At 38.6% G+C, this 25,952-nt stretch carries 25 protein-coding genes; 9 read left to right on the forward strand and 16 right to left on the reverse strand.

Annotated features, from left to right (window positions below; genetic code table 11):
* The 9 genes from ACLR96_RS08210 to ruvX form a co-directional block, all read left to right on the forward strand.
* Window positions 1-537, forward strand: a 537-nt coding sequence (locus tag ACLR96_RS08210; RefSeq protein ID WP_412265576.1) for a dihydroorotate dehydrogenase, incomplete at its 5' end; no start/stop codon positions are given.
* On the forward strand, window positions 537-1,238 hold the full coding sequence (pyrF, locus tag ACLR96_RS08215) for an orotidine-5'-phosphate decarboxylase (RefSeq protein ID WP_177270540.1): 702 nt from the start codon (window positions 537-539) through the stop codon (window positions 1,236-1,238). The genes ACLR96_RS08210 and pyrF, both read left to right, overlap by 1 nt.
* Complete coding sequence (pyrE, locus tag ACLR96_RS08220; protein ID WP_207722987.1) at window positions 1,238-1,891, forward strand: orotate phosphoribosyltransferase; 654 nt, start codon at window positions 1,238-1,240, stop codon at window positions 1,889-1,891. The genes pyrF and pyrE overlap by 1 nt, the downstream gene beginning before the upstream one ends.
* 39 nt (window positions 1,892-1,930) lie before the next feature.
* Window positions 1,931-2,845, forward strand: coding sequence for an aspartate carbamoyltransferase (gene pyrB / locus ACLR96_RS08225; RefSeq protein ID WP_177270536.1), 915 nt, complete (start codon window positions 1,931-1,933; stop codon window positions 2,843-2,845).
* Window positions 2,846-3,262 (forward strand): aspartate carbamoyltransferase regulatory subunit, encoded by a 417-nt coding sequence (locus ACLR96_RS08230; protein WP_177270534.1) that lies wholly within the window; start codon window positions 2,846-2,848, stop codon window positions 3,260-3,262.
* A gap of 75 nt (window positions 3,263-3,337) precedes the next feature.
* The gene (locus ACLR96_RS08235) at window positions 3,338-3,502 is read left to right on the forward strand and encodes a hypothetical protein (RefSeq protein ID WP_177270532.1); all 165 of its coding nucleotides are present in this window, start codon (window positions 3,338-3,340) and stop codon (window positions 3,500-3,502) included.
* Between the two features lie 128 nt (window positions 3,503-3,630).
* Window positions 3,631-6,249 carry an alanine--tRNA ligase gene (gene alaS, locus ACLR96_RS08240; RefSeq protein WP_177270530.1) on the forward strand — a complete coding sequence of 873 codons (2,619 nt, stop codon included), beginning with the start codon at window positions 3,631-3,633 and terminating at the stop codon, window positions 6,247-6,249.
* 103 nt (window positions 6,250-6,352) lie between these two features.
* Window positions 6,353-6,604, forward strand: a complete 252-nt coding sequence (locus ACLR96_RS08245) for an IreB family regulatory phosphoprotein (RefSeq protein ID WP_207722986.1) — start codon at window positions 6,353-6,355, stop codon at window positions 6,602-6,604.
* A 111-nt stretch (window positions 6,605-6,715) separates the two neighbouring features.
* On the forward strand, window positions 6,716-7,144 hold the full coding sequence (gene ruvX, locus ACLR96_RS08250) for a Holliday junction resolvase RuvX (RefSeq protein ID WP_177270526.1): 429 nt from the start codon (window positions 6,716-6,718) through the stop codon (window positions 7,142-7,144).
* A gap of 143 nt (window positions 7,145-7,287) precedes the next feature.
* On the opposite strand, the gene ACLR96_RS08255 is transcribed toward ruvX, so the two are convergent.
* The 16 genes from ACLR96_RS08255 to xseA all read right to left on the reverse strand — a co-directional run.
* Window positions 7,288-7,602, reverse strand: a complete 315-nt coding sequence (locus ACLR96_RS08255) for a LysM peptidoglycan-binding domain-containing protein (protein ID WP_177270524.1) — start codon at window positions 7,600-7,602, stop codon at window positions 7,288-7,290.
* A gap of 111 nt (window positions 7,603-7,713) precedes the next feature.
* Entirely contained in the window at window positions 7,714-8,481 is a 768-nt protein-coding gene (locus tag ACLR96_RS08260) for an EFR1 family ferrodoxin (protein ID WP_412265577.1), read from the reverse strand.
* Window positions 8,482-8,496: 15 nt separating this feature from the next.
* On the reverse strand, window positions 8,497-9,702 hold the full coding sequence (gene ilvA / locus ACLR96_RS08265; RefSeq protein ID WP_177270521.1) for a threonine ammonia-lyase: 1,206 nt from the start codon (window positions 9,700-9,702) through the stop codon (window positions 8,497-8,499).
* A 32-nt stretch (window positions 9,703-9,734) separates the two neighbouring features.
* Entirely contained in the window at window positions 9,735-10,475 is a 741-nt protein-coding gene (locus tag ACLR96_RS08270; RefSeq protein WP_177270519.1) for a VTT domain-containing protein, read from the reverse strand.
* A 43-nt stretch (window positions 10,476-10,518) separates the two neighbouring features.
* Window positions 10,519-11,811: a methionine gamma-lyase family protein gene (locus ACLR96_RS08275; RefSeq protein WP_177270517.1), complete on the reverse strand. Its 1,293-nt coding sequence runs from the start codon at window positions 11,809-11,811 to the stop codon at window positions 10,519-10,521.
* Window position 11,812: 1 nt separating this feature from the next.
* On the reverse strand, window positions 11,813-13,390 hold the full coding sequence (locus tag ACLR96_RS08280) for a hypothetical protein (protein WP_177270515.1): 1,578 nt from the start codon (window positions 13,388-13,390) through the stop codon (window positions 11,813-11,815).
* A 5-nt stretch (window positions 13,391-13,395) separates the two neighbouring features.
* Window positions 13,396-14,529, reverse strand: a complete 1,134-nt coding sequence (locus ACLR96_RS08285) for a tyrosine-type recombinase/integrase (RefSeq protein ID WP_177270513.1) — start codon at window positions 14,527-14,529, stop codon at window positions 13,396-13,398.
* The gene (gene miaA, locus ACLR96_RS08290) at window positions 14,508-15,449 is read right to left on the reverse strand and encodes a tRNA (adenosine(37)-N6)-dimethylallyltransferase MiaA (RefSeq protein ID WP_412265579.1); all 942 of its coding nucleotides are present in this window, start codon (window positions 15,447-15,449) and stop codon (window positions 14,508-14,510) included. The genes ACLR96_RS08285 and miaA overlap by 22 nt, the downstream gene beginning before the upstream one ends.
* Window position 15,450: 1 nt before the next feature.
* Window positions 15,451-17,292 (reverse strand): DNA mismatch repair endonuclease MutL, encoded by a 1,842-nt coding sequence (mutL, locus tag ACLR96_RS08295; RefSeq protein ID WP_177270511.1) that lies wholly within the window; start codon window positions 17,290-17,292, stop codon window positions 15,451-15,453.
* Window positions 17,289-19,919 (reverse strand): DNA mismatch repair protein MutS, encoded by a 2,631-nt coding sequence (gene mutS, locus ACLR96_RS08300; protein ID WP_412265580.1) that lies wholly within the window; start codon window positions 19,917-19,919, stop codon window positions 17,289-17,291. Before mutS ends, mutL begins: the two co-directional genes overlap by 4 nt.
* A gap of 31 nt (window positions 19,920-19,950) precedes the next feature.
* On the reverse strand, window positions 19,951-21,141 hold the full coding sequence (locus ACLR96_RS08305; RefSeq protein ID WP_177270509.1) for a pyridoxal phosphate-dependent aminotransferase: 1,191 nt from the start codon (window positions 21,139-21,141) through the stop codon (window positions 19,951-19,953).
* Between the two features lie 27 nt (window positions 21,142-21,168).
* Window positions 21,169-21,960 carry a TlyA family RNA methyltransferase gene (locus ACLR96_RS08310; protein ID WP_177270507.1) on the reverse strand — a complete coding sequence of 264 codons (792 nt, stop codon included), beginning with the start codon at window positions 21,958-21,960 and terminating at the stop codon, window positions 21,169-21,171.
* Window positions 21,950-23,806, reverse strand: coding sequence for a 1-deoxy-D-xylulose-5-phosphate synthase (gene dxs, locus ACLR96_RS08315; protein WP_177270506.1), 1,857 nt, complete (start codon window positions 23,804-23,806; stop codon window positions 21,950-21,952). The genes ACLR96_RS08310 and dxs overlap by 11 nt, the downstream gene beginning before the upstream one ends.
* Before the next feature lies 1 nt (window position 23,807).
* Window positions 23,808-24,704 carry a polyprenyl synthetase family protein gene (locus ACLR96_RS08320; protein WP_207722985.1) on the reverse strand — a complete coding sequence of 299 codons (897 nt, stop codon included), beginning with the start codon at window positions 24,702-24,704 and terminating at the stop codon, window positions 23,808-23,810.
* Between the two features lie 10 nt (window positions 24,705-24,714).
* The gene (gene xseB, locus ACLR96_RS08325; protein WP_177270504.1) at window positions 24,715-24,903 is read right to left on the reverse strand and encodes an exodeoxyribonuclease VII small subunit; all 189 of its coding nucleotides are present in this window, start codon (window positions 24,901-24,903) and stop codon (window positions 24,715-24,717) included.
* A 257-nt stretch (window positions 24,904-25,160) separates the two neighbouring features.
* Window positions 25,161-25,952: exodeoxyribonuclease VII large subunit (gene xseA, locus ACLR96_RS08330; RefSeq protein ID WP_412265583.1), on the reverse strand; the 792-nt coding region annotated here is incomplete at its 5' end.

The following is a 25,952-nucleotide window of genomic DNA, read 5'->3' on the forward strand; positions in this document are numbered from 1 at the left end:
GAAGTGAATGTTTCATGTCCCAATGTACACGGCGGCGGCATCGCCTTCGGAACAGATGCAAAGGCAGCGGCGCAGGTGGTCAAGGCAGTGAAATCACGGGTCAGCAAACCTGTGATAGTAAAGCTTTCTCCCAATGTTACAGATATAACGGAAATCGCAGCAGCTTGTGAAGAAGCGGGCGCCGACGGTATATCCCTCATAAATACAATGCTTGGCATGAGGATAGATCTTAAGACAAGAAAGCCTGTAGTAGCCAATAAAATGGGAGGATTTTCGGGTCCTGCGGTTTTTCCGGTAGCTCTGAGGATGGTTTATCAGGTGTATGAATGTGTAGATATTCCGATTATCGGCATAGGAGGCATTTCCTCTGCCGAAGATGTAATAGAGATGATGCTGGCAGGAGCATCGGCAGTACAGATTGGGGCGGCTAATCTTGTGAATCCTTATGTATGCAAAGAGGTTGTGGAGGCGCTGCCTCAGACAATGAAAAAATACGGTATAAATGATCTTAAAGATATAATAGGAGGTGCGCATTAATGGGTAAAGATGTTATCATAGCATGTGATTTTAACAGCAGTGAGGAAACGCTGCACTTTCTCGAAAAACTGGGAGATTCAAGACCTTATGTGAAGATAGGCATGGAGCTTTTTTATGCGGAAGGTCCTGATATCGTAAAAATGCTTAAAATGCGTGGACATAAGGTATTTCTTGATCTTAAGCTCCATGACATTCCCAATACTGTAAATAAGGCCATGAGGGTTCTTTCGGGACTGGGAGTGGATATGTGCAATGTTCATGCTTCGGGAACTATAGACATGATGAAGGCCGGTCTTGAAGGACTTAAAGCAGATGATGGCAGCAGGCCACTGCTCATAGCAGTTACCCAGCTTACGTCAACTACACAGGAGCGTATGCAGAATGATCTGATGATAGATGAGGATATGGAAAAAGTTGTTGCTCACTATGCTCACAACGCTAAGGCGGCAGGTCTTGACGGAGTTGTATGTTCACCTCTGGAATCTCCGAAAGTTCACGGGGTGTGCGGAGATACTTTCCTTACAGTGACTCCGGGAGTTAGATTTGCAGATGACGACAAGGGAGATCAGGCTCGTGTAACCACACCGGCTAAAGCAAAGGAGCTTGGTTCCGATTATATAGTTGTGGGAAGAAGCATAACGGCAGCAGATGACCCCGTTAAAGCATATGAACGATGTGTTGAAGAATTTGTAGATAAATAATGTGTATCAGGAGGTATGATGTGAGAAAAGAAATCGCCAAAAGCTTACTTGAAATCGAAGCAGTTTTTCTGAGTCCGGCTAAACCTTTTACATGGGCAAGCGGAATAAAAAGTCCTGTGTACTGTGACAACAGGCTTATACTTACAGCTCCTAAAGTCAGAGATAAGGTGGAGCAGGCAATAGCCGATACCGTAAAGGAAAATTATCCCGATGCGGAGGTTCTTATGGGAACGAGTACGGCGGGCATAGCTCATGCTGCAATAGCCGGGCATATACTGAATCTTCCTATGGGATATGTGCGTTCGGGAGCAAAGGATCACGGCAGAGGCAACCGCATCGAAGGAAGGCTTGAAAAGGGACAGAAGGTTGTGGTAATAGAAGATCTAATCTCCACAGGAGGCAGTGTCATAGATGTTGTTGAGGCTTTAAGAGAAGCAGGTGCCGATGTTCTTGGTATCGTCAGCATTTTTACATATGGAATGAAAAAGGGAATTGACAGAATGGCGGCTGCCAATGTGAAAAATATAAGTCTTACGGATTTTGATGCAGTAGCTCTTGCTGCGGCAGAGACGGGATATATTGAAGAATCGGATATAAAGAGACTTATGGCATTCAGAGACAATCCACAGGATGAAAGCTGGATGAAAAAATAATCGTTTGTGTTGTTGTGATTTTAAAAACAGGAGGTAAGAATGAAACATTTAATTGATATTATGGAGCTGACCACAGGTGAAATCGACGAAATGATAAGTGTTGCAAAGGATATCATAGATAATCCCGGTAAATATGCTGAAAAGTGCAAAGGCAAGAAGCTGGCCACCCTGTTCTTTGAACCATCCACAAGGACGAGACTCAGCTTTGAGGCGGCAATGTATGAGCTGGGCGGCAATGTACTTGGGTTTTCGGAAGCTCAGAGTTCTTCCGCCGCAAAAGGCGAAAGTGTTTCTGACACCATCAGAACTGTAGGCTCTTATGCCGATATAATCGCCATGAGGCATCCTAAGGAAGGTGCGCCTATGGTTGCTTCAAGAAAGTCAACTGTACCTATTATAAACGCCGGAGACGGAGGTCACAATCATCCGACGCAGACATTGACAGATTTACTTACAATAAGCCGAGAAAAGGGAAGATTCAATGATTTAACTATAGGATTCTGCGGCGATCTTAAATTCGGAAGAACAGTACACTCTCTGATAGGAGCTATGTCAAGATATAAAAATGTAAAATTCATGCTTATATCGCCGGAAGAGCTTAAAATTCCTGAATACCTCAAACATGAGGTTCTGGAGAAAAATGGCATGGAATATGTTGAGACTACAGATCTTGAAGCTGCAATGCCACAGTTGGATATACTTTATATGACAAGAGTACAGAGGGAACGTTTCTTTAACGAGCAGGACTATATAAGATTGAAGGACAGCTACATTTTGACACCGGATAAGCTGATTAACGCCAAGGAGGACCTCAGCATACTTCATCCGCTTCCGCGTGTAAACGAAATATCCGTAGCAGTAGACGATGATCCTAGAGCCAGATATTTTGAACAGGTTCTCAACGGAAAATTCATAAGAATGGCGCTTATTCTCAAGCTTTTGGAGGTGAAATAAATGATTATAGGAAAGATAGAGAACGGAATAGTACTGGATCACATTAAAGCAGGTGAAGGCATGAGACTTTATAAAATATTAGGCCTTGATTCTCTGGACTGTCAGGTAGCTCTCATAAAAAATGCTGAGAGTCAAAAGCTGGGCAGGAAAGATATTATCAAGATAGATCGTATAATAGATGTCAATCTTGATGCCATCGGTTATGTGGATCCTCGAATCACAGTGAATATTATTGAAAACGGTAAGCTGGCGAAAAGAACTCATATAGCTCCGCCTACAGAAATAGTAGATGTAATAAAATGTAAAAATCCGAGATGCATAACTACTACAGAACAGGAACTTTCCCATGTTTTCAGACTTACTGATAAAGAAAACAGAGTATACAGATGTATTTATTGTGAAAGCAAAGCAAAATAGAATATATTCATAAAATTTGCATATAATAAAGGCTGTCAAAAGACAGCCTTTTCACGTGAACAGGAGGTGCATCATATGGGAAAAGCTTGTAATACTATACTGGGAATCGGACTTGCCGGCGCCATCGTAGGCATGCATGTATACATGCTTATGGATGCAGGCAGCAGATGCAATGTAAAAGAAGATGTAATGGATGCTGTTGAAGAGATAAAAAAAGCCGCTGAAAAATTAACATCATAAGAGTAGAGAGATTGACGCCGTAAGGCGTCAATTTTATTGAAATTCTAATGTTTTTCTGCTATAATTAGAAGTCAGATATCACATTTTGCATGTGTGCGTATCTAATTTTTAGGAGGACAATAATTATCATGGAAAAAATGGGTTTAAATGATATCAGAGAATTATTTTTAAGCTTTTATCAGTCGAAGGATCATTACAGGCAACAGAGTTTTCCTCTCATACCTGAAAAGGATAAAAGTCTTCTTCTCATAAATTCGGGCATGGCGCCTTTAAAGCCGTATTTTGCAGGGCTGGAGACTCCTCCGGCAAAGCGTATGACTACATGTCAGAAATGTATCAGAACGGGAGATATTGAAAATGTAGGCTTCACATCAAGACATGGTACATTTTTTGAAATGCTGGGAAGCTTTTCTTTTGGAGATTATTTTAAAAAAGAATCTCTCACATGGGGATGGGAATTTATAACAGAAGTTCTCAAAATGCCTACGGACAAGCTGTGGGCCACTGTATATGAAGATGACGATGATGCCTATGCTATTTGGCGAGACACTATAGGTATGCCTGAGGACAGAATCGTACGTTTAGGCAAAGACGATAATTTCTGGGAAATCGGAACAGGTCCGTGCGGTCCGTGTTCTGAAATTTATTATGACAGAGGTGAAAAATACGGTTGCGACAATCCTGACTGCAAACCGGGCTGTGAATGTGACCGATATGTGGAATTCTGGAATCATGTATTTACTCAGTTTAACAGAGATGAAGAAGGCAATTATTCGGATCTGGCTCATCCTAACATTGATACAGGTATGGGAATTGAACGTCTGGCATGTATAATGCAGGATGTTGAATCCATATTTGATATAGATACTATAAAATATATATTAGATGGTGTTGTGGGAGTTTCAGGTGTGAAATATGAAAGCGGGGCTGCATCTACAGATGTTTCAATAAGAATAATAACTGACCATCTCAGATCTATGACATTTATGATAGGAGATTCAATACTTCCGGGTAACGAAGGAAGGGAATATGTTCTGAGAAGACTTATAAGACGTGCAGCCAGACATGGCAGGATGTTAGGTATAGAAGGGCCGTTTCTTTCAGCACTTTGCGACAGAGTTATTGATGTTTCCGGAAAAGCTTATCCTGAGCTTGAGACAAGACGTGAAATGATAAAGAAGGTTGTTGCTGTAGAAGAAGAAAAATTTGCTTCTACTATAGACCAAGGAATGAAAATAATAAATGGATATACGGACGAGATGAAAACTTTAGGACAGAACGTTTTAGAGGGAGATAAGGCATTTAAGCTTCACGACACTTATGGTTTTCCTATAGATTTAACAAGAGAAATACTTGAGGAATCAGGATATACTGTTGATCTTGAAGGATTTAAAAGAGCTATGGCGCAGCAGAAAAAACGTTCGCAAGTGGAGCAGGAAATGGAAGGTGCAGGCTGGGAAGAAGCAGCTGCAGGCCTTTCTCTTGAAGGAGAGACCAAGTTTACAGGATATACAGTCATGATGCAGAAGGCAACTGTAAAGGCAATACTGCAAGATAAGGAGATGCTTGATTCTGTCCAAGAAGGTGCAGTATGCAGAATGGTTCTGGATAAAACTTCATTTTACGCAGAAAGCGGAGGTCAGATATACGATACCGGAATAATATCCAATGATGATTTTACTGCCGAAGTAATGGAGGTTACTAAAGCTCAGAGCGTTTTTGTTCATAAAATAAAAGTGATTAAAGGTACAGTGAACAAAGGCGACAGTGTATTGTGTATGCCGGATGTACCTTCAAGGAATATGATTTCGGCAAATCATACAGCTACGCATTTGCTCCATAAAGCTCTCAAGGACGTTCTTGGGGATCATATAAAACAAGCTGGATCATCAGTGACTAAAGACGGACTCAGATTTGATTTCAATCATTTCCAGGCCATGACAAAGGATGAGATAAATAAAGTTGAAGCTATTGTAAATGATAAAATAAGCCGCTTTATAGAAGTTACTACCAAAGTAATGCCGGCTGAAGAAGCTTTTAAAGAAGGAGCAACAGCATTATTCGGAGAAAAATACGGAGATACTGTGAGAGTCGTTTCTATCGGTAATTACAGTAAAGAATTCTGCGGAGGCACACATGTAAGTAACATAGGGCAAATAGGTTTATTCAAAATACTCTCAGAATCAGGAGTAGCATCAGGGGTAAGAAGAATAGAAGCTATAACAGGGCAGGGATTGTTAAAGAAATTCAATGAAAGCGAAATAGTTATCAATCAGGCTGCGGAAGCCCTAAGATCAAGCCGAGATAATATAGTGGATAAAGCAATATCCGTATCAGATGAAGTGAAATCTTTAAAAAAAGAAATAAATGAGCTGAAAAAAGCCGAAATGAGTAAGTCTCTTGATAATATCATAGGTAACGCCAAAGAAATAAACGGAATAAGGCTTATCATGAAACAGTTTGATGATTATAATATCAATGACCTGAGAGATTTATCAGATCAAATCAAAGTAAACAGTAAAAATACAGCGATGATATTCGCTGCAGTAGCTGATGGCAAAGTCACATTCCTTGTTTCACTGACTGATGATGTAGTTGAAAAAGGGTTCCATGCAGGAAAAATGATAAAAGAAATTGCAGCTGCAGCAGGTGGCGGCGGCGGCGGAAAAGCAGATATGGCTCAAGCTGGAGCTAAAGACCCGAACAAAATTTCTGCTGCCTTTGCAAAAGCTGAAGAATTGTTATAATATAATAAATTACATGTGATAATTTTGTGTAATTATACTTTTTCCCTTGTATTTTTAACAGAGGAAATGTTATAATTCCAATATATAGATGAACGGAGGTTATATGATGGATAGGCAAACTAGAATGTATGATAATTTCGATAAAGTAGAGCAGAGAACTATTGAAGAAATTTTAAATATAGTATATGATGCATTAGAGGAAAGAGGATATAACGCTATCGACCAGATGGTAGGTTATATTTTATCAGGAGATCCTTCCTATATTACGAGTCATAATAATGCAAGGAATGTTATGGGAAGAATAGAAAGAGATGATCTTGTTGAAGAACTTATCAGAGCGTACCTCCACAGATAATCAACAGAGATTTCAAAGGCGAACAGAAATGTCCGCCTTTTTTTATGATCTATCTAAATCTTGAAGCGCACACAAGTTAAACAATAAATGCAAACAGAAAGGAATAAATCAATGAAAAAACTGGCTCTCGATGTAGGAGATAAAACTATAGGTGTAGCAGTAAGCGATGCTCTCAATATAACGGCGCAGGGAGTTACTACTATAGAACGTATAGGTATACGAAAGGATTCCGGAAAAGTCATGGATTATATAAAGGAGTTTGACTGTGATACCGTAGTAATAGGACTTCCCAAGAGACTTGACGGAACAGATAGTCCGCAGACCGAAAAAGTTTACGAGTTTAAAACTATGCTGCAAAACAAAATGAAAAGCAGCGGTATGTCTCATATAAAAATTGAATTCTATGATGAACGTCTAACTACAGTAATGGCTGAAAAAATTCTCATAGAAGCAGATGTCAGCAGAGGAAAAAGAAAGAAGGTAATAGATAAACAGGCTGCAGTTATTATACTGCAGGGATATCTGGATACATTGAAATAAGACGAGAGTATATAGGATAAAAAACAACTATTCCTATAATCATAATTATGGGAATAGTTAAACTCTTTTTTTACTAATATAACAAAACCTCTCTGTATTTATCTCAAAGAGGTTTTGTTATGATTTTCTCTCATTTTTACTTTTTATAAATCTTCAGGTATGGATATAATCATTCCGGGTATCAGATCAGAAGCTTCGATATCGTTTGTTCTGCATATTTCATATACTGCTTTTCTTGTATCTGTATCATCGGATTTATATGTATTGGCAATATTCCACAATGTGTCTCCATAGCAAATTTCTACTTTTATATACTCTTGCTTTGTTACAGCTCGTGAAATATTAAGTCCTGAAACAGCTCCTAAAATACCTATTGACAGTCCGGCCATAACTACTATGGATGTTATAAATCTGAGCTTCGATGATATTTTGTATTTTTTCCTTTTATGTGATCTCATTGACAGCCCTCACTTCCTCTTTATCAAACATTTGTTCTTCTGTTTGATAATAGTATAGCAGAATGTGCGTTCTTTGTCAATGAAAAAAGTAAACACCTGTTCTCAATGTATTTAATTCAGATACAGTTTATTTTCCTTTCGCCCCGAACAGACTTTCTTAAACTTTTGAGAAGCCACAAAAGTCATTATTTTGCTAGTCTGTCTGGCTTTTTCGGGACAGACAGAAACACAGTGCATGCATGAAATACAGATTTCTTTGTCTGTGTTTTGGGGATTATCTTTAGAAATAGCATTTACCGGACATTCTTCTGCACAAATTCCACACTTATTACATCTTGAAGTTGTGATGGGTTTAATGGGAACTCCGTTGTATTCTTTATAATGATGACTACCGGGAATATGAAGTTTTGAATAGTTGCGGTCTTCTTTTAATGCCAGTTTGATTTGTACTGCAAAATTATAAAGCTCGTTCTTGTCCTTTGTGTCAGGTCTTCCTGCTGCGAATTGATGCATAAGAGAATGTTCTGCAACAGCTTCTATCGCTGCCAAACAAAAAAATCCTCTGTTGTTTAGTGAATCATAAAGCTCTATTAACGTATCGTCAATATGACGGTTTCCGTAGACTGCCACTAAGATGATTTTTGCTCCGTTTCCGACTGTCTTATTTAAATGTTCCAAAACTATAGCAGGAACTCGCCCTCCATAGGAAGGAACCGAAATAATGCAGATATCATTCTGATCGAGTTTTAATTTTTCTACAGCATCAGGTTTTTTTATCATATCTAAATCAATATGATCCTTATCAAGCTGGGAAGCAATAGTATCAGCTACCTTTTTGGTACCCCCGGTGGGACTAAAGTAAATATTATACAGACTCATATAGACACCCTTTCTTTAAACTCTTTCTGTAACTATTGTAAAGCCTTCTTTTGAAAGTTCATTTTTTATTTCGTCTATCTGGGCATGATCTCTTGTTTCAAGTGCTATTTTAAGAAAACAACTCGTTATTGCCATATTGGCATCAGCACGATCATGGTGAACTGCTACCACATTGCCTCCGCACCGCGCAATTATTTCAGCTACTTGCTGAAGCTGTCCCGGTTTATCTGAAAGAGCTATGGTAAGATTAGCATTTCTTCCACTGGTAACAAGGCCTCTGGTAATAACCCGGTTCAATATATTAACATCGATATTTCCTCCTGAAACGATGCATGCTACTTTTCTGCCTTCCAATGGAAGTTTGTCAAACATGACTGCAGTCACGGCAACTGCTCCCGCTCCTTCTGCTATTACCTTTTGCTTTTCAATAAGGGCAAGTATTGCCGCAGCTATCTCATCTTCACTTACAGTAACTATTTTATCTACGTATTTTTCCACTATGTCAAAAGTTATATCTCCCGGCTGTTTAACAGCTATCCCATCGGCAAATGTAGCAGCTGATTCAAGCATTACAGGATGACCGGCTATTTTACTTTCGTACATACTGGCCGAACCTGCGGCCTGCACACCGTAAATTTTTATATTAGGATTAAGATGTTTTACAGCATAGGCAATTCCGGAAATCAGTCCGCCGCCTCCTATAGGAACTACAATCGCATCAAGGTCTTCTATCTCATCGAGAATCTCAAGCCCTATTGTGCCCTGTCCTGCTATTACTTCATTATCATTAAATGGATGTATAAATGTGGCTCCTGTTTCTTCCTGAATTCTGATGGCTTCAGCATAAGCATCATCATAGGCACCTTTTACAAGTCTGATATCCGCTCCAAGTTGTTTTGTAGCTTCTATTTTACTTATGGGCGCTCCGTCAGGCATACAGATAATCGCTTTAATTCCATTTTGGGATGCTGCCATTGCAACACCTTGAGCATGATTTCCTGCACTGCAGGCTATAATTCCTCTGGACTTTTCTTCTTCTGTAAGCTGGCTTATTTTGTAATATGCGCCTCTGAGCTTAAAACTTCCGGTTTCCTGTAGGTTTTCTGTTTTTAGATAAAGCTCGCATTTATTCGATAATTTAGTAGCTTTTATAAGATCTGTTTTTCTGGCCACATTTTTTAACACGAAAGCGGCATGATATATTTTATCAAGTGTAAGCATGATTTTTTCTCCATATGATCACGAAAGACTCTTTAGATTCGCATAAGTTTTTCATAAGCTTTATCTAAAAAGACGGTAAGCTTTTTTCTGAATACAATTCCCAAAATACATAATACTACGGCAACAGCAGCTATAATGGCTGCACTTATATATCCTCCGGTATGAATCTGTCTTCCTATTAAAAGACTGCCCATCATACCGGGAGATCTGCCTATGAGAGAAACGATAAGAAATGGCTTCAGTTTCATTTCAGAAAGCCCTGCTACATAATTACATAGATCTTTGGGAACACCCGGAATCAGGAATATGAGAAAAACAAGTACAACTGCTTTCTTGCTGTTTAAAGTCACCAGCATTTTCTTGATTTTTTCCTCACCAAAAATAAGATGCATTGCATCGTGTCCCAATATTTTAGCGACGTAATAAGTTATCACGGACCCTAAAAAAGCCCCGATGAGTGAATAAAGATACCCCAGCCAAAAGCCATACATATATCCTGCAGCAAACTGCAGCCATTGTCCCGGTATTATACAGATTACTATCTGAAGAATCTGTGAGCCCATATATATAAATACACTTTGCGCTTTATAATCATTAAAAAATGCTTCTATATTCTCTGCGCTGGAAAATCTCTGTATCAGATCATGATGAAAGAAATATATATATAGAGGCAGTCCTATCAGGATAACAAGCAGCAGCGCCAGCTTTAATATTGCGCTGAATATTTTAACACGTTTTCTTAATCTGTTTTTTTTATCTGTTGATATTGACATTTTTCCCTCATTAGTTAAAGTGAGGTCTGAAAAGACCTCATATTTATATGACTATAAGTTTTTTGTCAAAAAGTTCCTGAAGAGCTTTGATAACTCCGAATTTCGAATGTTCATAAGTGAGTCCACCCTGAAAATATACTATATAAGGAGGTCTTATAGGAGCGTCTGCTGAAAGCTCTATGGAAGATCCCTGAACAAAGGCCCCTGCAGCCATTATTACCGGATCATCATATCCGGGCATATCCCATGGCTCCGGAGAAACAAAGGAATCTACAGGAGCTGCAGCCTGTATCCCTTTACAGAAGGCAATCACTCCTTCGGCAGTTCCCAGTTTTACAGCTTGTATTATATCGCTTCTTACTTCTTCAGCTTTAGGACATACGTCATATCCTAAAAGTTCAAAAACTTTAGAGCATAAAATAGCTCCCTTTATAGCTCCGTTTACAGTTTTGGGAGCAATAAACAGCCCCTGCAGCATAGTCCTTGTTTGTCCGAACGTAAGTCCGCACTCACCGCCTATGCCCGGCGAAGTCATTCTGTAGGATATTTTTTCGATCAGATCTTGCCTTCCCGCAATATATCCTCCAGTAAGTGCCAGTCCTCCTCCGGGGTTCTTTATTAAAGAGCCTGCCATAACATCTGCTCCCACATCTGTAGGCTCTTTTGTGTGAAGAAATTCTCCATAACAATTATCTACCATACAGATTATATTGGGATTAATACTTTTTACAAATTCGACCCATTTTTCTATTTCTTCGATAGATATAGCTTTTCTCCAGCCATAGCCTGTAGCTCTCTGCAGTGTAACCATTTTCGTATCATTATCTATAGCTTCTCTCAGAGCATCGAAATCTATTGACCCGTCACAAGTTAATTCAACTTGATCATATGAAACACCATATTCTTTAAGAGATCCTTTTCCTTTCCCTCTTATTCCGATAACCTCTTCCAGAGTATCATAAGGAGCGCCCGTACAGTATATCAATTTATCTCCAGGTCTCAGAATGCCCATGAGTGTCAGTGTAAGAGCATGTGTTCCATTTACAATGATAGGTCTTACAAGTGCCGCTTCTGTATTAAAAATATCAGCAAAAACTCTTTCTGTAGCGTCTCTTCCTGCATCATCATAACCATATCCTGTATTCCATGAAAAATGCATATCACGTATACCGTTTTTTTGGAAAGCGTCCAGAACTTTATATTGGTTGTATGCCATTATGTCATCCAGATTTTCGAACAAATCGGAAACAAGATCTTCACTTTTATTTATAAGATCCAGGACATCTTTTGATATATTGAATTTTTCCGTCAATAATCTGTAAGTGTTGTTTTGCATATTAATGTTCTTCCTTTGTATTTTTATTTTTGTCCTTTGAATCCTCTTTATTCTCATTATAGAGGATCATTGCATCATTTGTATAGTTGGCCGGTGAAAAGAAATTGATGATAGTTTGGCCGTAGTGTGAAGTTTCGGCATTCTTCATCAGATACTTATCAAGAGCTTTCTGTATATCTTTTGAGATGCTGTCCATATAAACCTTTTCATCATCACTTATAGGTTCCTGCCATTCGAGTACAGGATATCCATTGTTTCCGTATATTCCAAGATCGTCTTTGTAGGCAGTAGTCAGTGATGAAACGAGGCTGTTAAAACTCCTATCTGAAATACCTATGGCGGCTTTTGATATGTTGCGGTCATTTTCGTTATGGATCATTCCTATTCCCGCTTTGAATTTTCCGTTGGAGTAATAATTATTGTTAAGATATTTCAGTTCTTCTGAATTATAGGATTCATTGATATAATAACCTACGACTCCCCCGCTTACGTCTGCATTAAGAGCAGAGGCGGAATTATAACAGTTTTTTACATTTACTCTTGTAGCTCCTACAATTCCTACAATTCCTCCGGCATAGGATTTAGATATTTTTTTAGCATTATTTTTATTTTTTATGGTTATTTCACCTGTATTATAACAGTCTTTTATTGTAGCTCCGCTGGCATTGGTATATCCTACTACGCCTCCTGTAGCTTCTGTGTCTGAAGAAATTTTTCCTTGATTGAATGATTGTGTTACCTTTGCTTCAGCTGACACTGATCTACCTGCAACTCCTCCTGTTCCGTAAGTAGCGACACCTCTTTTGGATGAATTTATCTCTCCCCTGTTTCCGCATTGATTTACAGTGCCTCCCCAGTTTTCGCCCACTATACCTCCGACCTTATAGGTTCCCGAAACTTTTCCCAGATTCACACATAATTCTATCGTTCCTCCGTCGCTGTATCCGGCTATTCCGCCAGTCTTATCTTTTGCCGATATTTCCACATTTGAAGTACATCCTATGATTTGTCCTGCAGAATTGAGAAGTCCTGCAACTCCTCCGCAATTTCCGTCTCCTGAACTTATTTTACCTTCAACAGTAAGATCTTTTACCTCTCCCACAAGATATCCGAAAAGACCTGCGGGGCCTGCATCTATATCAACATCAAGACCGCTGATGGTATGTCCGTTCCCGTCAAATGTTCCTGCGAAATATGATGCGCTTCCTGTTCCTATAGGCGTCCATTCAGAGGTGAGTTCAATATCGTTTTTCAAAATAAAAGTCACACCTTCGAAATTTTCTATTCTCGTAGGCTTCCATCTATCTGTCTGATTTTCGTTTACCAGACTCGCCAGACCTATGAGCTCGCCTTCCGTGGATATTTCATATGTATCCTGCGGATCAAGATAATCAAACCATGATGTATCCTTTTCTGTATACTTTTTCTGCTGATTTTCACCTTCTTCTTCATCGAAATATGAATTGATATGGTTACCCATATTTTTCGATGTTCTAAGTTGGGCAAATGAAACAGGTGCGGCAGCAAGTGAACTTGCCGCGAATATTACAGTTGCAGATAAAATCACTAATCGTTTCATTATCGTCATTTCCTTTCTTTTCTCTCTAATTCCCACTCCATATCGTTGACCAGATCTCTTTTTACATTCATTTTATGACTGGCATACAGCTGCGTAGTTGTTACCTGCTCATGGTCCAAAAGCGCCTGTACATCAAAAATTGAATTCCCCCTGCCAATCAGACTTGTAGCAGCGGTTGCTCTCAGTTTGTGAGGGCTGTAGCCGGATTTTCTTGAGGTGGCAAGACCTATGGAAGTGTATTTTTTCACAAGCTCCCGTATTTGACGGTCTGTCATTCTTTTACCCTGAAGAGAAAGAAAAAGAGCATCTTTATAAAGATCATCGAGATTACTGTCATCAGCACGTTCATTTTGTATATAATCAAGGACTACTTGGGTCACTGATTCATTCAAGGGCATCACTGATTCTTTAGCGCGTTTTCTGTATATTTTAAATTCTCCTCTGGAAAAATTAAAAGAAGACACATTGAGCTGCTGGAGCTCAAAAAGTCTGAGACCATAAGTCAGAAAAAGCACCAGTATCGCCTTGTCACGTTTTTTTGTTTTTTTCCAGTATTGCCGTTCTTTTTCCGTAAGATATTCCCCTGTGGAAACGGCATCCAACATAATCATTACTTCGTCATCTTGAAGAGCTTTAATTTCTCTCTCACCTGCTTTGGGAACTCTTATAGGATCAAATCCATCGGTAATATTCTTTTGAACTTTTCCAGCTCTGTAAAGCTGTTTGAACATTACTGAAAGAGAAGATTTCTTTCTCGCAAGTGTTTTATTGCTGTTTTCATACACTATGATTTCATTGTTTTTTTCCACAGTGTATTTTCTGCAATAATCCAAGAAGAGATTTATGTCTGCCGCTTTTATTCTATTAAATTCCTGCAGTTTTATGTCAATTATATTCTGTGCAGAAGTGAGTTTACTCTCATCTATGAGGTACTGGCAGAAAAATTTTATATCGCTCAGGTAAGACAGTCTTGTTCTGGGAAGCACATTTCCTTTAAGATATGCGAAAAATTCTTTAAGAAAATCCGGAAGCTGTTTTTGTATTTCCTCACATTTGAAAATTATCTCGTGCTCGCTCAACACCACATTATCCGGTTTATCGCTCTTATTATGCAGTTTTATACGCTTTCCCGCACCCATGTCGTTATTACCTCTGCGGCATCATTGTCACTGTCAAAATCTGAAATATTATACCACTTTATTCTATCATATCTTCTAAACCACGTTAACTGTTTTTTAGCGTAATGCCTCGTATTTTTTTTGATTTTGTCGATTGCCTCTTCTTGTGAATATCTGCCTTCAAAGTAATACATTATTTCTTTATATCCGATACCTTTCATAGATATATTTTCAGCAGTAAGTCCCATCTTCATAAGATTTTCGACTTCATCAAACAGTCCTTTTTCAACCAGTATATCAACTCTTTTATTTATTCTCTCGTACAGCTCTTCTCTGTCTCTTGTCAAACCGATAAGAACTATATCATAATCATTCGTGCGGCGTTTAATATCACAAAATTTCTTTATTTTGCCTTCTCCTTCTTTAAGACGTTCAAGAGCTCTTATTATCTTTTTTAAATTGTTGGGATGTATGGCTGATGCTGCTTCTGAATCCATCTGTTCAAGCATATTATGAAGATATTTATTTCCTTTTTCTTCGGCGATTTTCTCCAACTCTTTTCTGTATGAAAAATCTCCGGGTGATGAAGAAAAGTCCATTTCATATATGAGAGAATTGAGATAGAGTCCTGTACCCCCTGAAATTATGGGAAGCTTATCTCTTGATAGTACATTTCGAATTGAAGCTTTTGCCAGCTTTTGATATTCCGCTACTGAAAAATCCTCTCTTGGATCTATAATATCCACAAGGTGATGTTTCGCCTGAGCCATTTCATCAGGAGTTGGCTTGGCACTTCCTATATCCATAAACTTATACAACTGCATAGAATCACATGAAATGATCTCTCCATCAAGTTCTTTTGCCAGTTTTATAGCAAATTTAGTCTTTCCTACAGCAGTAGGACCTGCCACTGCAATGATTTTGTTCATATCAGTAAACATTTTATACCCTTTTAAATAATTTTTCTATCTCATATTTAGTCATTCTTATAAACGTAGGTCTGCCATGAGGGCATGAAAACGGATTGACACATCTGTCCAAATCTTTTACGAGAGCCTGTATCTCTGTTTGTGTAAGAGGATCTCCTCCTTTAACAGCGCTTTTGCAAGATCTCATAATAATTTTATTTAACGTCTGTCGGTCGGTCAGATCAGGCTTATCCTCCATTTCTTTAAAAAAATCCGATAAAAAATCCTCTGCTTCTTTCAGCTCCATGAAAGCCGGTATTTCTCTTACTATATATGTATTGTTTCCAAAAAATTCTATATCATAGCCCATACCTGAAATATCTGAAAACCATATATCTTCACCAGCGACCACATTTGCCGATACATTAATACTTATAGGCATAAGCAGCTGCTGAGAAGCCTTATCTCTTTGGTTATACTGATCCAGCAGTTTTTCATAAAAGATTCTTTCATGAGCAGCATGTTGATCTATAAGGTAAAAATTATTTTCATCTGAGGCTATAATATAGGTATTAAACAAAGTACCTATGTAATTCAGTGTAGTAAAATCAAAGTATCTGTTTTCCGGTTTTTCAGGCAGTATCTCTTTTTTTTCTTCTTCTTGTTTGCGGCGCATATTAAATAATAAATTTTTTATGTCAACTTGTTCGCCGTCAGAATAAATAATATCTTGTGTTTTTCTTTTTTCGGAAACTTTATTCTCTGATATTTCCTGTATGTATGTATTTGAATCTGAATTTTCTTTCGAAACCTCTGAAGATTTGTATGAGAATAGTTCCTCCTCTATTCCTGCATTATGTTTAATATGTTCACTTCTTATTTGAGGCAAAGCATCTTTTTTCATTAATACAGATCTTACATTACTTTTTATAAAGTCTTCTACTTCAAAATCATCATCAAAACGGATCTCTTTTTTAGTAGGATGAACATTGACATCCAGTTTTTCCGCAGGCATGCTGAGAAACAAAAAAGCTACAGGAAATCTGCCATGAAAAAGCTTTTCCTTATATGCAGCTTCAAGTCCGTTCTCCATTACTTTACTGGTAACAATTCTGCCGTTTACACAAAATATCTGTTTGTTTCTGGATGGAGCTGAAGCTGATGGGGCTGATACAAAACCTTTGAGGATAAATCCTCTACCCTCGCCATCTACAGGAAGAAGATCTTTTCCAACGTTATTCCCATATATATTTATTATGTTATTAAAAATGTTTCCGTTTCCTCTTGTAGCAAATACAGTGCGCTCTCCATTTATAAGATTTATCTTCACATTTCCGTACGCCAGAGAAATTCTGGATACCATATCAACTACACGCCTCGTCTCTGAATTATCAGAGGACAGGAATTTCTGTCTGGCAGGAACATTATAAAACAGATCTCTAACAGTCACTGTTGTCCCGTCTGGACAGCCTATAGCAGTATTTTCCAATACTTGGCTTCCCTCAATAACGATTTTCCTTCCTGTTTTGGAATCAGCTGTCTTTGTTATGAGCTCCACTCTGCTGACTGCACATATGCTTGCCAGAGCTTCTCCCCTGAATCCCAGCGTATGTATGGCATCGAGATCCTCAGCAGATGATATTTTGCTTGTTGCATGTCTCATGAATGCCAGCTCTGCCTGTTGTCCATCTATGCCACAGCCATTATCGGTTACCCTTATATATGATTTCCCTCCGTTCTTTATTTCGACAGTGATGTTTGAAGCATCTGCATCCAGTGAATTTTCAAGGAGTTCCTTAATAATAGAAACGGGTCTGTCTATGACTTCTCCTGCTGCTATTTTATCAGCAATATTCTTTTCTAATATTCTTATCATATATATCCTTTAAGTTCCTCCAGTACTTTAAGAGCTTCTGACGGTGTTGTATTCATCAGATCCAGAGCTTTAATTTTTTCTATTACAGGATCGGGTATAGATGTGAAAAAAGATATCTGAGTTTCCTCTATATCTTTATTTGAGCTTTCATCATTTTCAGTCAAAATATATTCATATTCTTCCGTTTTGCCGCAGCTTCCTTTTTCCAGTTCCAGTAAACGTTCTTCTGCTCGATTTAAAAGTTCAGACGGAGCACCAGCCAGCTTTGCCACATGTATACCGTAACTTCTGCTTGCGCTGCCTTCAATGATCTTATGAAGAAATACCACATCACCGTTTTCTTCGGCAACATCTACATTGAGATTTTTAACACCTCTCATAGACCCTTCAAGCTGCGTCATTTCATGATAGTGAGTAGCCAAAAGTGTGCGTATTTTTCTTTTCGGACGGCACAAGAATTCTGCAGCTGCCCATGCGATTGAAAGTCCATCGTATGTGCTTGTTCCCCGTCCTATCTCATCGAGAATAACAAGACTTCTCGAGGTGGCAGTATTGAGAATATATGAAAGCTCACTCATTTCTACGAAAAATGTGCTCTGTCCCTGAGCCAAATTATCAGATGCTCCTATTCTTGTAAAGATCCTGTCACAAACACCTATTCTTGCTTTTTCACATGGTACGAAGCAGCCTGCCTGTGCCATAAGAGTTATGAGAGCAGTCTGCCTCATATACGTTGATTTTCCTGACATATTGGGTCCTGTTATAAGCAAGAGATTGCGAAGTTCTTTATCTATGTATGTATCGTTACTAACAAACATCCCGTCTGTTATCGTTTGTTCTATCACGGGGTGTCTGCCTTTAACAATTTCTATTATATCGCTTTCGTCTACGGAAGGTTTCACATAATCATTTTTTTCACTGACTTCTGCGAAAGATGTAAGAACATCTAAAGATGCGATAGCCTTTGATGTTTCCTGAATCTCCCTGATAAAGCGTTGCAGTTTTTGACGAATATCAATAAACAGATTGTATTCAGTCTGATTTATTTTTGTCTCTGCGTTAAGAACCAGTCGTTCAGTCTCCTTCAGTTCAGGAGTTATAAAACGTTCGCAGTTAGCTAATGTCTGTTTTCTTATATAATTATCGGGAACAAGATCATAATAAGACTTAGTGACTTCCAGATAATATCCGAAAACTTTGTTATATCCTACCTTCAGATTTTTTATACCTGTTCTTTCCCGTTCACTGTATTCCAATCCGGCAATCCAATCCTGAGCATCCTTTATAGAATCTTTGAGAGTATCCAGCTCTTGAGAATATCCTGCTTTTATGAGCCCTCCCTCTTTCACTGAAAAAGGAGGATCTTCTACTATCCCTGAGTTTATCAACTGATATACATGGCTGAGAGAATGGATATTTTTGTTTATCTGTGAAATCAGAGGCAACTCTATAGATGACAAATCTTCCTTTATATCCGGAAGTACATTGCATGAATTTCGAAGTGCTATCATATCCTTGCCGTTAGCTGTACCGCAGGCGATGCGGCCTGCAAGGCGCTCAAAATCATATACACGCTTAAGTGATTCTTTTATATTATTCCTGATGATAATATTTTCGAGAAGAATTTCTACCGCATCAAGTCTTGCGGATATTTCAGAAATATCATTTAATGGTTCCTTGATCCACTGTTTAAGCTTTCTTGATCCCATAGCAGTGTGAGTTTTATCCAGTACACCTAAAAGAGACCCTTTCACTTTTTTTTCAAACAAGGTCTCTGTAAGTTCAAGATTCTTAATGGTTGACTTATCCAGTGCCATTCTCTGTCCCATGGAATATATATTGAGATCAGCAATATGCCCCAGCGAGTTTTTTTGTGTCTCGTGCAGATATATGAGCAATGCTCCCAGAGCATATTCAGCCGGTGAATTCTCATCTATTCCGATACCAAAGACAGATGATATATTAAATTGCCTTTTTATCGCATTTCTGACTGCATCCTGTTTATAGTAAGATTCGTTAAGAATGTTGAAATAAGCACTGGTTATAGGTTTGATGCTGTTCATATCTATAGCTTCTGCAGCAAAATTATCCAAGATAACTTCTCTGGCATTTATCTTAACAAGTTCGTTTACCAGATTCTCATTTCTGCCTGTTCCTCTTATCTCTGTAAGGCGAATTTCACCCGTCGATATATCGCAATAAGATAATCCTATAGAAACTTCGCGCACATATACTGAAGCAATGTAATTGTTTTCATTTTCTTTCAGCATAGCACTGCTGATAACAGTCCCGGGAGTTACGATCTGTATAACCTCCCGACTAACTATTCCTTTTGAAGACGCAGGATCTTCAGTTTGCTCACATATGGCTACTTTATATCCTTTTTCTACAAGTCTGGCTATATAAGCCTCAGCGGAATGAAAAGGGACTCCGCACATAGGAGCTCTTTCCTCCATACCGCAATTCTTTCCTGTAAGTGTAAGCTCCAGCTCGCGGGAAGCAAGCTTGGCATCATCGAAAAACATTTCATAGAAATCACCGAGTCTGAAAAACAGAATACAATCTTCATAGTTTTTCTTTATCTCCATATATTGCCGCATCATGGGCGAAAGTTTAGACGCCGACATTTTTAATACTCCTCCCCCTGACTTCATATTCTTATCTGGCTTTATATTTTTCAAGTCCCAGCCTTATAAGCTGCACGCCTCTTCTCATATCATCTTGTTTGAGCACATATGCTATACGGATCTCATTTTTACCAAGGCCTTCGGTAGCATAAAAACCCTCTGCTGGTGAAAACATTACAGTCTCACCATTGTTTTCGAATTCTGTAAGAAGATACATGAGAAAATCTTCAACATCATCTATAGGAAGTTTAGCCATTATATAAAATGAACCTCCGGGTTTTCTGCATACAATGCCCGGTATTTTCATAAGTTCTTCATAAACTGCATCTCTTCTTCCTTCATATTCTTTTTTTACGTCAGCATAATATGAACGATCTATATTGTAAAGAGCGGCAGCTCCTATCTGATCAAGAGTAGGACAGCAAAGACGACCCTGAGCGATTTTAAGTGCACACTCCATTATATCTTTGTTTTTGCTTATAAGACATCCGACTCTTGCTCCGCATGCGGAAAATCTTTTTGACACTGAATCTATTATTATTACTCTGTCAGCAACATTCGAAAGCATACCGAAAGAAGTTATTTCGTTTCCGTCATAAGCAAATTCTCTGTACACTTCATCAGCTATGATCCATAAATCATGTTTCACAGCTATTTCGGCAATAAGCTCCATATCTTGTTTTGTGAGAACTCTGCCTGTAGGGTTACCCGGATTTATACAGGCAATAGCTCGTGTCTTACCGGTTACAGCGGATTCTATAAGTTCGGCATCTGCATAATCATATCCGTCTTCAGCCTTTGTTGTTATAGGAACAATATTGCCTCCTGCTGCCGTTACAAATGTATGATAATTCGTATAAAATGGTTCTGCTATTATTACTTCATCACCTGGATCTAAAATACTTGTAAATACCATACTGAGAGCTTCGGAACCACCGTTTGTTATCATTATGTCATCCCTTGTATAACTCATTCCATAGGCTTTGAAATAATTTGATATAGCATCCTGCAATACTGTTTCACCGCCTGATTCAGAATAAGCGATTACTTTTTCATGAAAATTATTGACCGCATCCATAAAGCAGGAAGGTGTTTCTATGTCAGGCTGTCCTATGTTTAATCTATAGATTTTTTTCCCTTCTTTTTCTGCTTTTATAGCGAAGGGATTAAATTTTCTTATGGGGGACTGCCCTATTTTGTTCATTTTTTTTGATATGTTCATTTTTATTCTCCTTTTGTCTGTGTTGCATTATATTAACTCATCATGAGAAGCATTTACTGTCTCTTCTACATTCGGCCTTTTTCCGGGGTTGATTTTCTTCATATAAAGAAGATATTCTATGTTTCCCTTCGTTCCTGTCACAGGGGAATATGTAAGTCCATGGCTGTACAGACCATTATCTTCTCCATACCTTATGACATTTTCTATGACTTCTCTGTGAACGGCCGCATCTCTGACGATTCCTTTCTTTCCTACCTGATCACGTCCTGCTTCAAACTGAGGCTTGACGAGACAGACAAGACTCCCCTTTTCCGAGAGAAGCTTTGATGCCACCGGGAAAACAAGTCTGAGAGAAATAAAGGATACATCAATACTTATAAAGTCCACATCTTTATCTATGGTATCAGTATCAAGATACCTTATATTTGTTTTTTCCATATTTATTACACGAGGATCATTTCGCAGCTTCCAGTCAAGCTGCCCATATCCTACATCTACAGCAAAGACTTTCCTTGCTCCGTTCTTGAGCATACAGTCAGTAAATCCGCCTGTGGAAGCTCCTATATCCACTGTTACTGCATCCTTAAGAGAAAAGCCGAAAATATCAAGCGATTTTTCGAGTTTCAAACCTCCTCTGCTCACATAAGGGCAAAGATCTTCTTTTACTGTGATATCAGCTTTTTTATCTACCGATGTACCCGGTTTGTCTATACGCTGTCCTTCTACATATATAAGTCCTGCCATTATAGATGCTTTTGCCTTTTCCCGTGAAGAAAAAAAACCTCTTTCCGTCAAAATTATATCTAATCTATCCTTCAAATTCCCGTTTTATCCTTTCTGCTATAGAAGAACTGTCCATTTTGTATTTTATGTAGAGTTCTTCACAAGTACCATGTTCTATAAACTTATCAGGCCATCCTATATTCACTACTTTGACACCAGTATTTATGAGGATATTATTTATCTCCTCACCCATTCCTCCGGGAATAACATTATCTTCTACAGTGACAATCAAAGATACCTTCCCTGAAGATTCAAGCAACATATCTTTGTCTATGGGACATACAAAAGATGCGTTAACAACTCCGGCAATTATCCCGTTTTCTTTAAGAATCTCCGAAGCTTCAAGTGCTTTTTCAACCATAGATCCGAGAGCCCATATCTCTACATTTTTCCCTTCTTTGAGACGTTCTGCCTTCCCTAAAATAATATTTCTTTTTTTCTTTGACTGCAAAGCAGTTCCCCTTGGATACCTTATAGCGCAAGGACCGTCATATGAAGAGGCAAACTCCATCATCAATTCCAATTCACTGCCGTCTTTGGGCGCCATAATCACCATATTGGGCATATGCTTTAGATAGCTTAGATCAAAAATTCCATGATGTGTCTCTCCATCGGCTCCAACTATTCCCGCTCTGTCTATACAAAGAACTACCGGCAAATTCTGAAGGCAAACATCCTCGATGATCTGATCGTAGGCGCGCTGCATAAATGTAGAATATATAGCAACAAACGGTTTAAGTCCTGCTTTAGCAAGACCTGCTGCAAATGTCACAGCATGACCTTCTGCTATTCCTACATCAAAAGCTCTTCCCGGAAACGTATCATGAAAACTGTCAAGCCCTGTTCCTTCCATCATTGCAGCGCTTACAGCAACAATCCTGCTGTCTTTAGAAGCCAGATCTGTAAGTTTACGTGCAAAAATTCCGGAATATGAAGGTTTATCTGAGTTTTTTATAGGTTTTCCCGATTCCATATCAAAAGGACCTATCCCATGAAATATATTAGGTTTCTCTTCTGCTTTAGTGTAACCTTTCCCTTTTTTAGTTATAACATGTATAAAAACAGGATCATTACTCTCTTTGGCGAGTTCCATAGTTTCACACATTTCTTTTATATTGTGTCCATCTATAGGTCCGAAATATTTGAAACCCAGTTCTTCAAATATAACGCCATCTATCACGGCATATTTTATTGTATCCTTAGCATGATGTATTCCGGCAATAACACCTTTCCCTATTACCGGGACTTTTGACACACTTTTCTTAACGCTTTCCTTCATAGATATGTATTTTCTTGAAGCCCTCAATTTTCCCAGATATTTAGGAAAACCTCCTGTGTTGTGAGAGATTGACATTCCATTGTCATTGAGAACAACTATAAGCTTGGAATCAAGATTTCCTACATTGTTAAGAGCCTCAAATGCAAGACCTCCCGTCATAGCTCCGTCTCCTATAACTGAGATAACATTATAGTCATCTCCCGAAAGATCACGGGCTGCGGCCATTCCGAGAGCAAGAGATATGGAGGAACTGCTGTGTCCTGTATCAAAAATGTCGTAAGGACTTTCTGCACTTTTAGGAAACCCACTCATTCCTCCAAGCTGTCTCAGAGAATCAAATTTTTCTGCTCTTCCCGTAAGAATCTTATGGACATATGTCTGATGTCCCACATCCCATATTATTTTATCTCCAGGAGCGTCAAAGATCCTGTGAAGCGCTATGGAAAGCTCAACCGCTCCAAGATTGGATGACAGATGTCCGCCTGTCTTGGAAACTTTCTCAATAAGAAAATCTCTTATTTCATAAGTCAGAACTTCCAGCTCGTCGTATTCCATAGTTTTCAAATCATGCGGAAGATTCAGACCTGCTATATATTTATTCATGTTATTTACCTCTTACAGCCAGATCTTTTGCCAGTTTAACGAATACTTCAGCATTATCATAATATTTTTTCAGCGCATTTATTGATGTTTGAGTGAGGTTGTCAAGTCTTGTTTTTGACTGTTCAAGTCCGTAAAGCGCCGGATATGTGGCTTTTTTATTGATAGAATCCATTCCTGCTTTCTTGCCCATCTCTTCCTCGCTTCCTTCCACATCCAGAATATCGTCACATATCTGAAATGCCAAACCCAGATTTTCTGCATATACAGTGAGATTCTCCAAAGTTTCCTCATCAGCATTTCCGAGCTGTGCTCCTGCTCTGACAGCGGCTATTATAAGCGCTGATGTCTTTGTCAGATGTATATAATCCAGCATTTCCTTTGAACAGCTTTTATCCTCTGCAGCTATATCAGCTATTTGGCCTGCTACAATACCGCGACAGCCGGAGCCTCTGCTGATTTCGTAAGCGGCTCTGATTCTTCGCTTTAAGGCATCTATATCATCAAAATAAAAAAACATATCTCTACTCATGGCTTCATATGCTGCAGCCTGTAGACCATCGCCTGCAAGTGTGGCCACAGCCTCCCCATATACTTTATGATTTGTTGGCATTCCTCTCCGCAAATCGTCATTATCCATACAGGGGAGGTCATCATGTATAAGGGAATATGTGTGTATATATTCTATGGCACAGGCATACGGCAGGGCTTCTTCCCTCTTGCCTCCGCAAAAGTCACATGCGGCAAGAAGAAGAACTGGTCTTATTCTCTTCCCACCTGATGCAAGACTATATTTCATAGATTCATAGAGAGTTATACTCTTATGGTCAATGTCCGGTATAAAATCCATCAAATGTTCTTCTATCAGGTTTTTGTAATCATCAAAAGTATAATCTTTCATGATCTACCTCCTATTTCGTTAAAGTTTCGATTTTCTGGCTGGCTTTTTCCAGTATTTCATTACATTCTTTATAATATTTTACGCCTTCTTCATAGCTCTTCATAGCCTCTTCAAGAGAAATGTTTTCGGATTTAAGATTTTCAGATATCTCTTCAAGTTTTCTTAGCGCATCTTCAAAACTTGTTTTCTTTTCTGCCATACAAATATTCCTTTCATATCTTTGTCACATGAAATGTGACATATAGGTTATCCAACGGAGTTCATATCTTTGTCACATGAAATGTGACATATAGGTTATCCAACGGAGTTCATATCTTTGTCACATGAAATGTGACATATAGGTTATCCAATGGAGTTCATATCTTTGTCACATGAAATGTGACATATAGGTTATCCAGCGGAGTTCATATCTTTGCCATACAAAATGCGTGACAAGGATATTATTCGGCTGAATTATTATTGTTGTGTTTCAGTATTTTGACTCGTAATGACTCGGGCCTGAGCTTTTCCTTTTGCAGCTTCTATATTTACAACCTGATCTTTCCTTAGGCTCCCTACATCTGTTATTACATTTCCGTCTGCATCTGTCACAACGCTGTATCCTTTCTTCAGTATAGATTTTGGATCAGCCGAATTCATAGTTTCTTTAGCAAGATCTGCCCTATGTTTTAAACCGGCAATCATAGTTTTCGTATAGTTTTCAATATCCGACATTATGTTATCCAAGTTTAATTGCTCCAGTGCTATTCGACTCTGTATATCACGACCAAAATTCCGTGGATTCAAAAGCTGAAGCTGTTTAGATTTATTATCAGTCGTCATTTTTAAAGATCTTTTCATTTCCCTGCCGATAGAAGCTATGTAATCTCTGAGAGCATACGTATCGGGAACTGCCTTATCTGCTGCAGCTGTAGGAGTTTCCGCTCTCATATCAGCCACAAAATCAGCTATGGTAAAATCCGTTTCATGTCCTACTGCAGATATTACCGGTATATCTGAAGCGTATATGCTTCTGGCTACAATCTCCTCATTAAAAGCCCACAGTTCTTCCATAGATCCTCCGCCTCTCCCTGCGATTATAATATCTACATCTGGATAATTAATATTAATATCATCTATTGCAGAGGAAATTTCTTCTGCAGCTGCAGGTCCCTGTACAAGAACAGGGTATATGACTATATCAACACAGTCATGTTTCCCTTTTATTATTTTTACTATATCTCTCACTGCTGCACCTGTTGCAGACGT

The organism is Lentihominibacter sp. (assembly GCF_046951855.1).
In the GTDB taxonomy this organism is placed as follows: Bacteria; Bacillota; Clostridia; order Peptostreptococcales; family Anaerovoracaceae; genus Lentihominibacter; species Lentihominibacter hominis.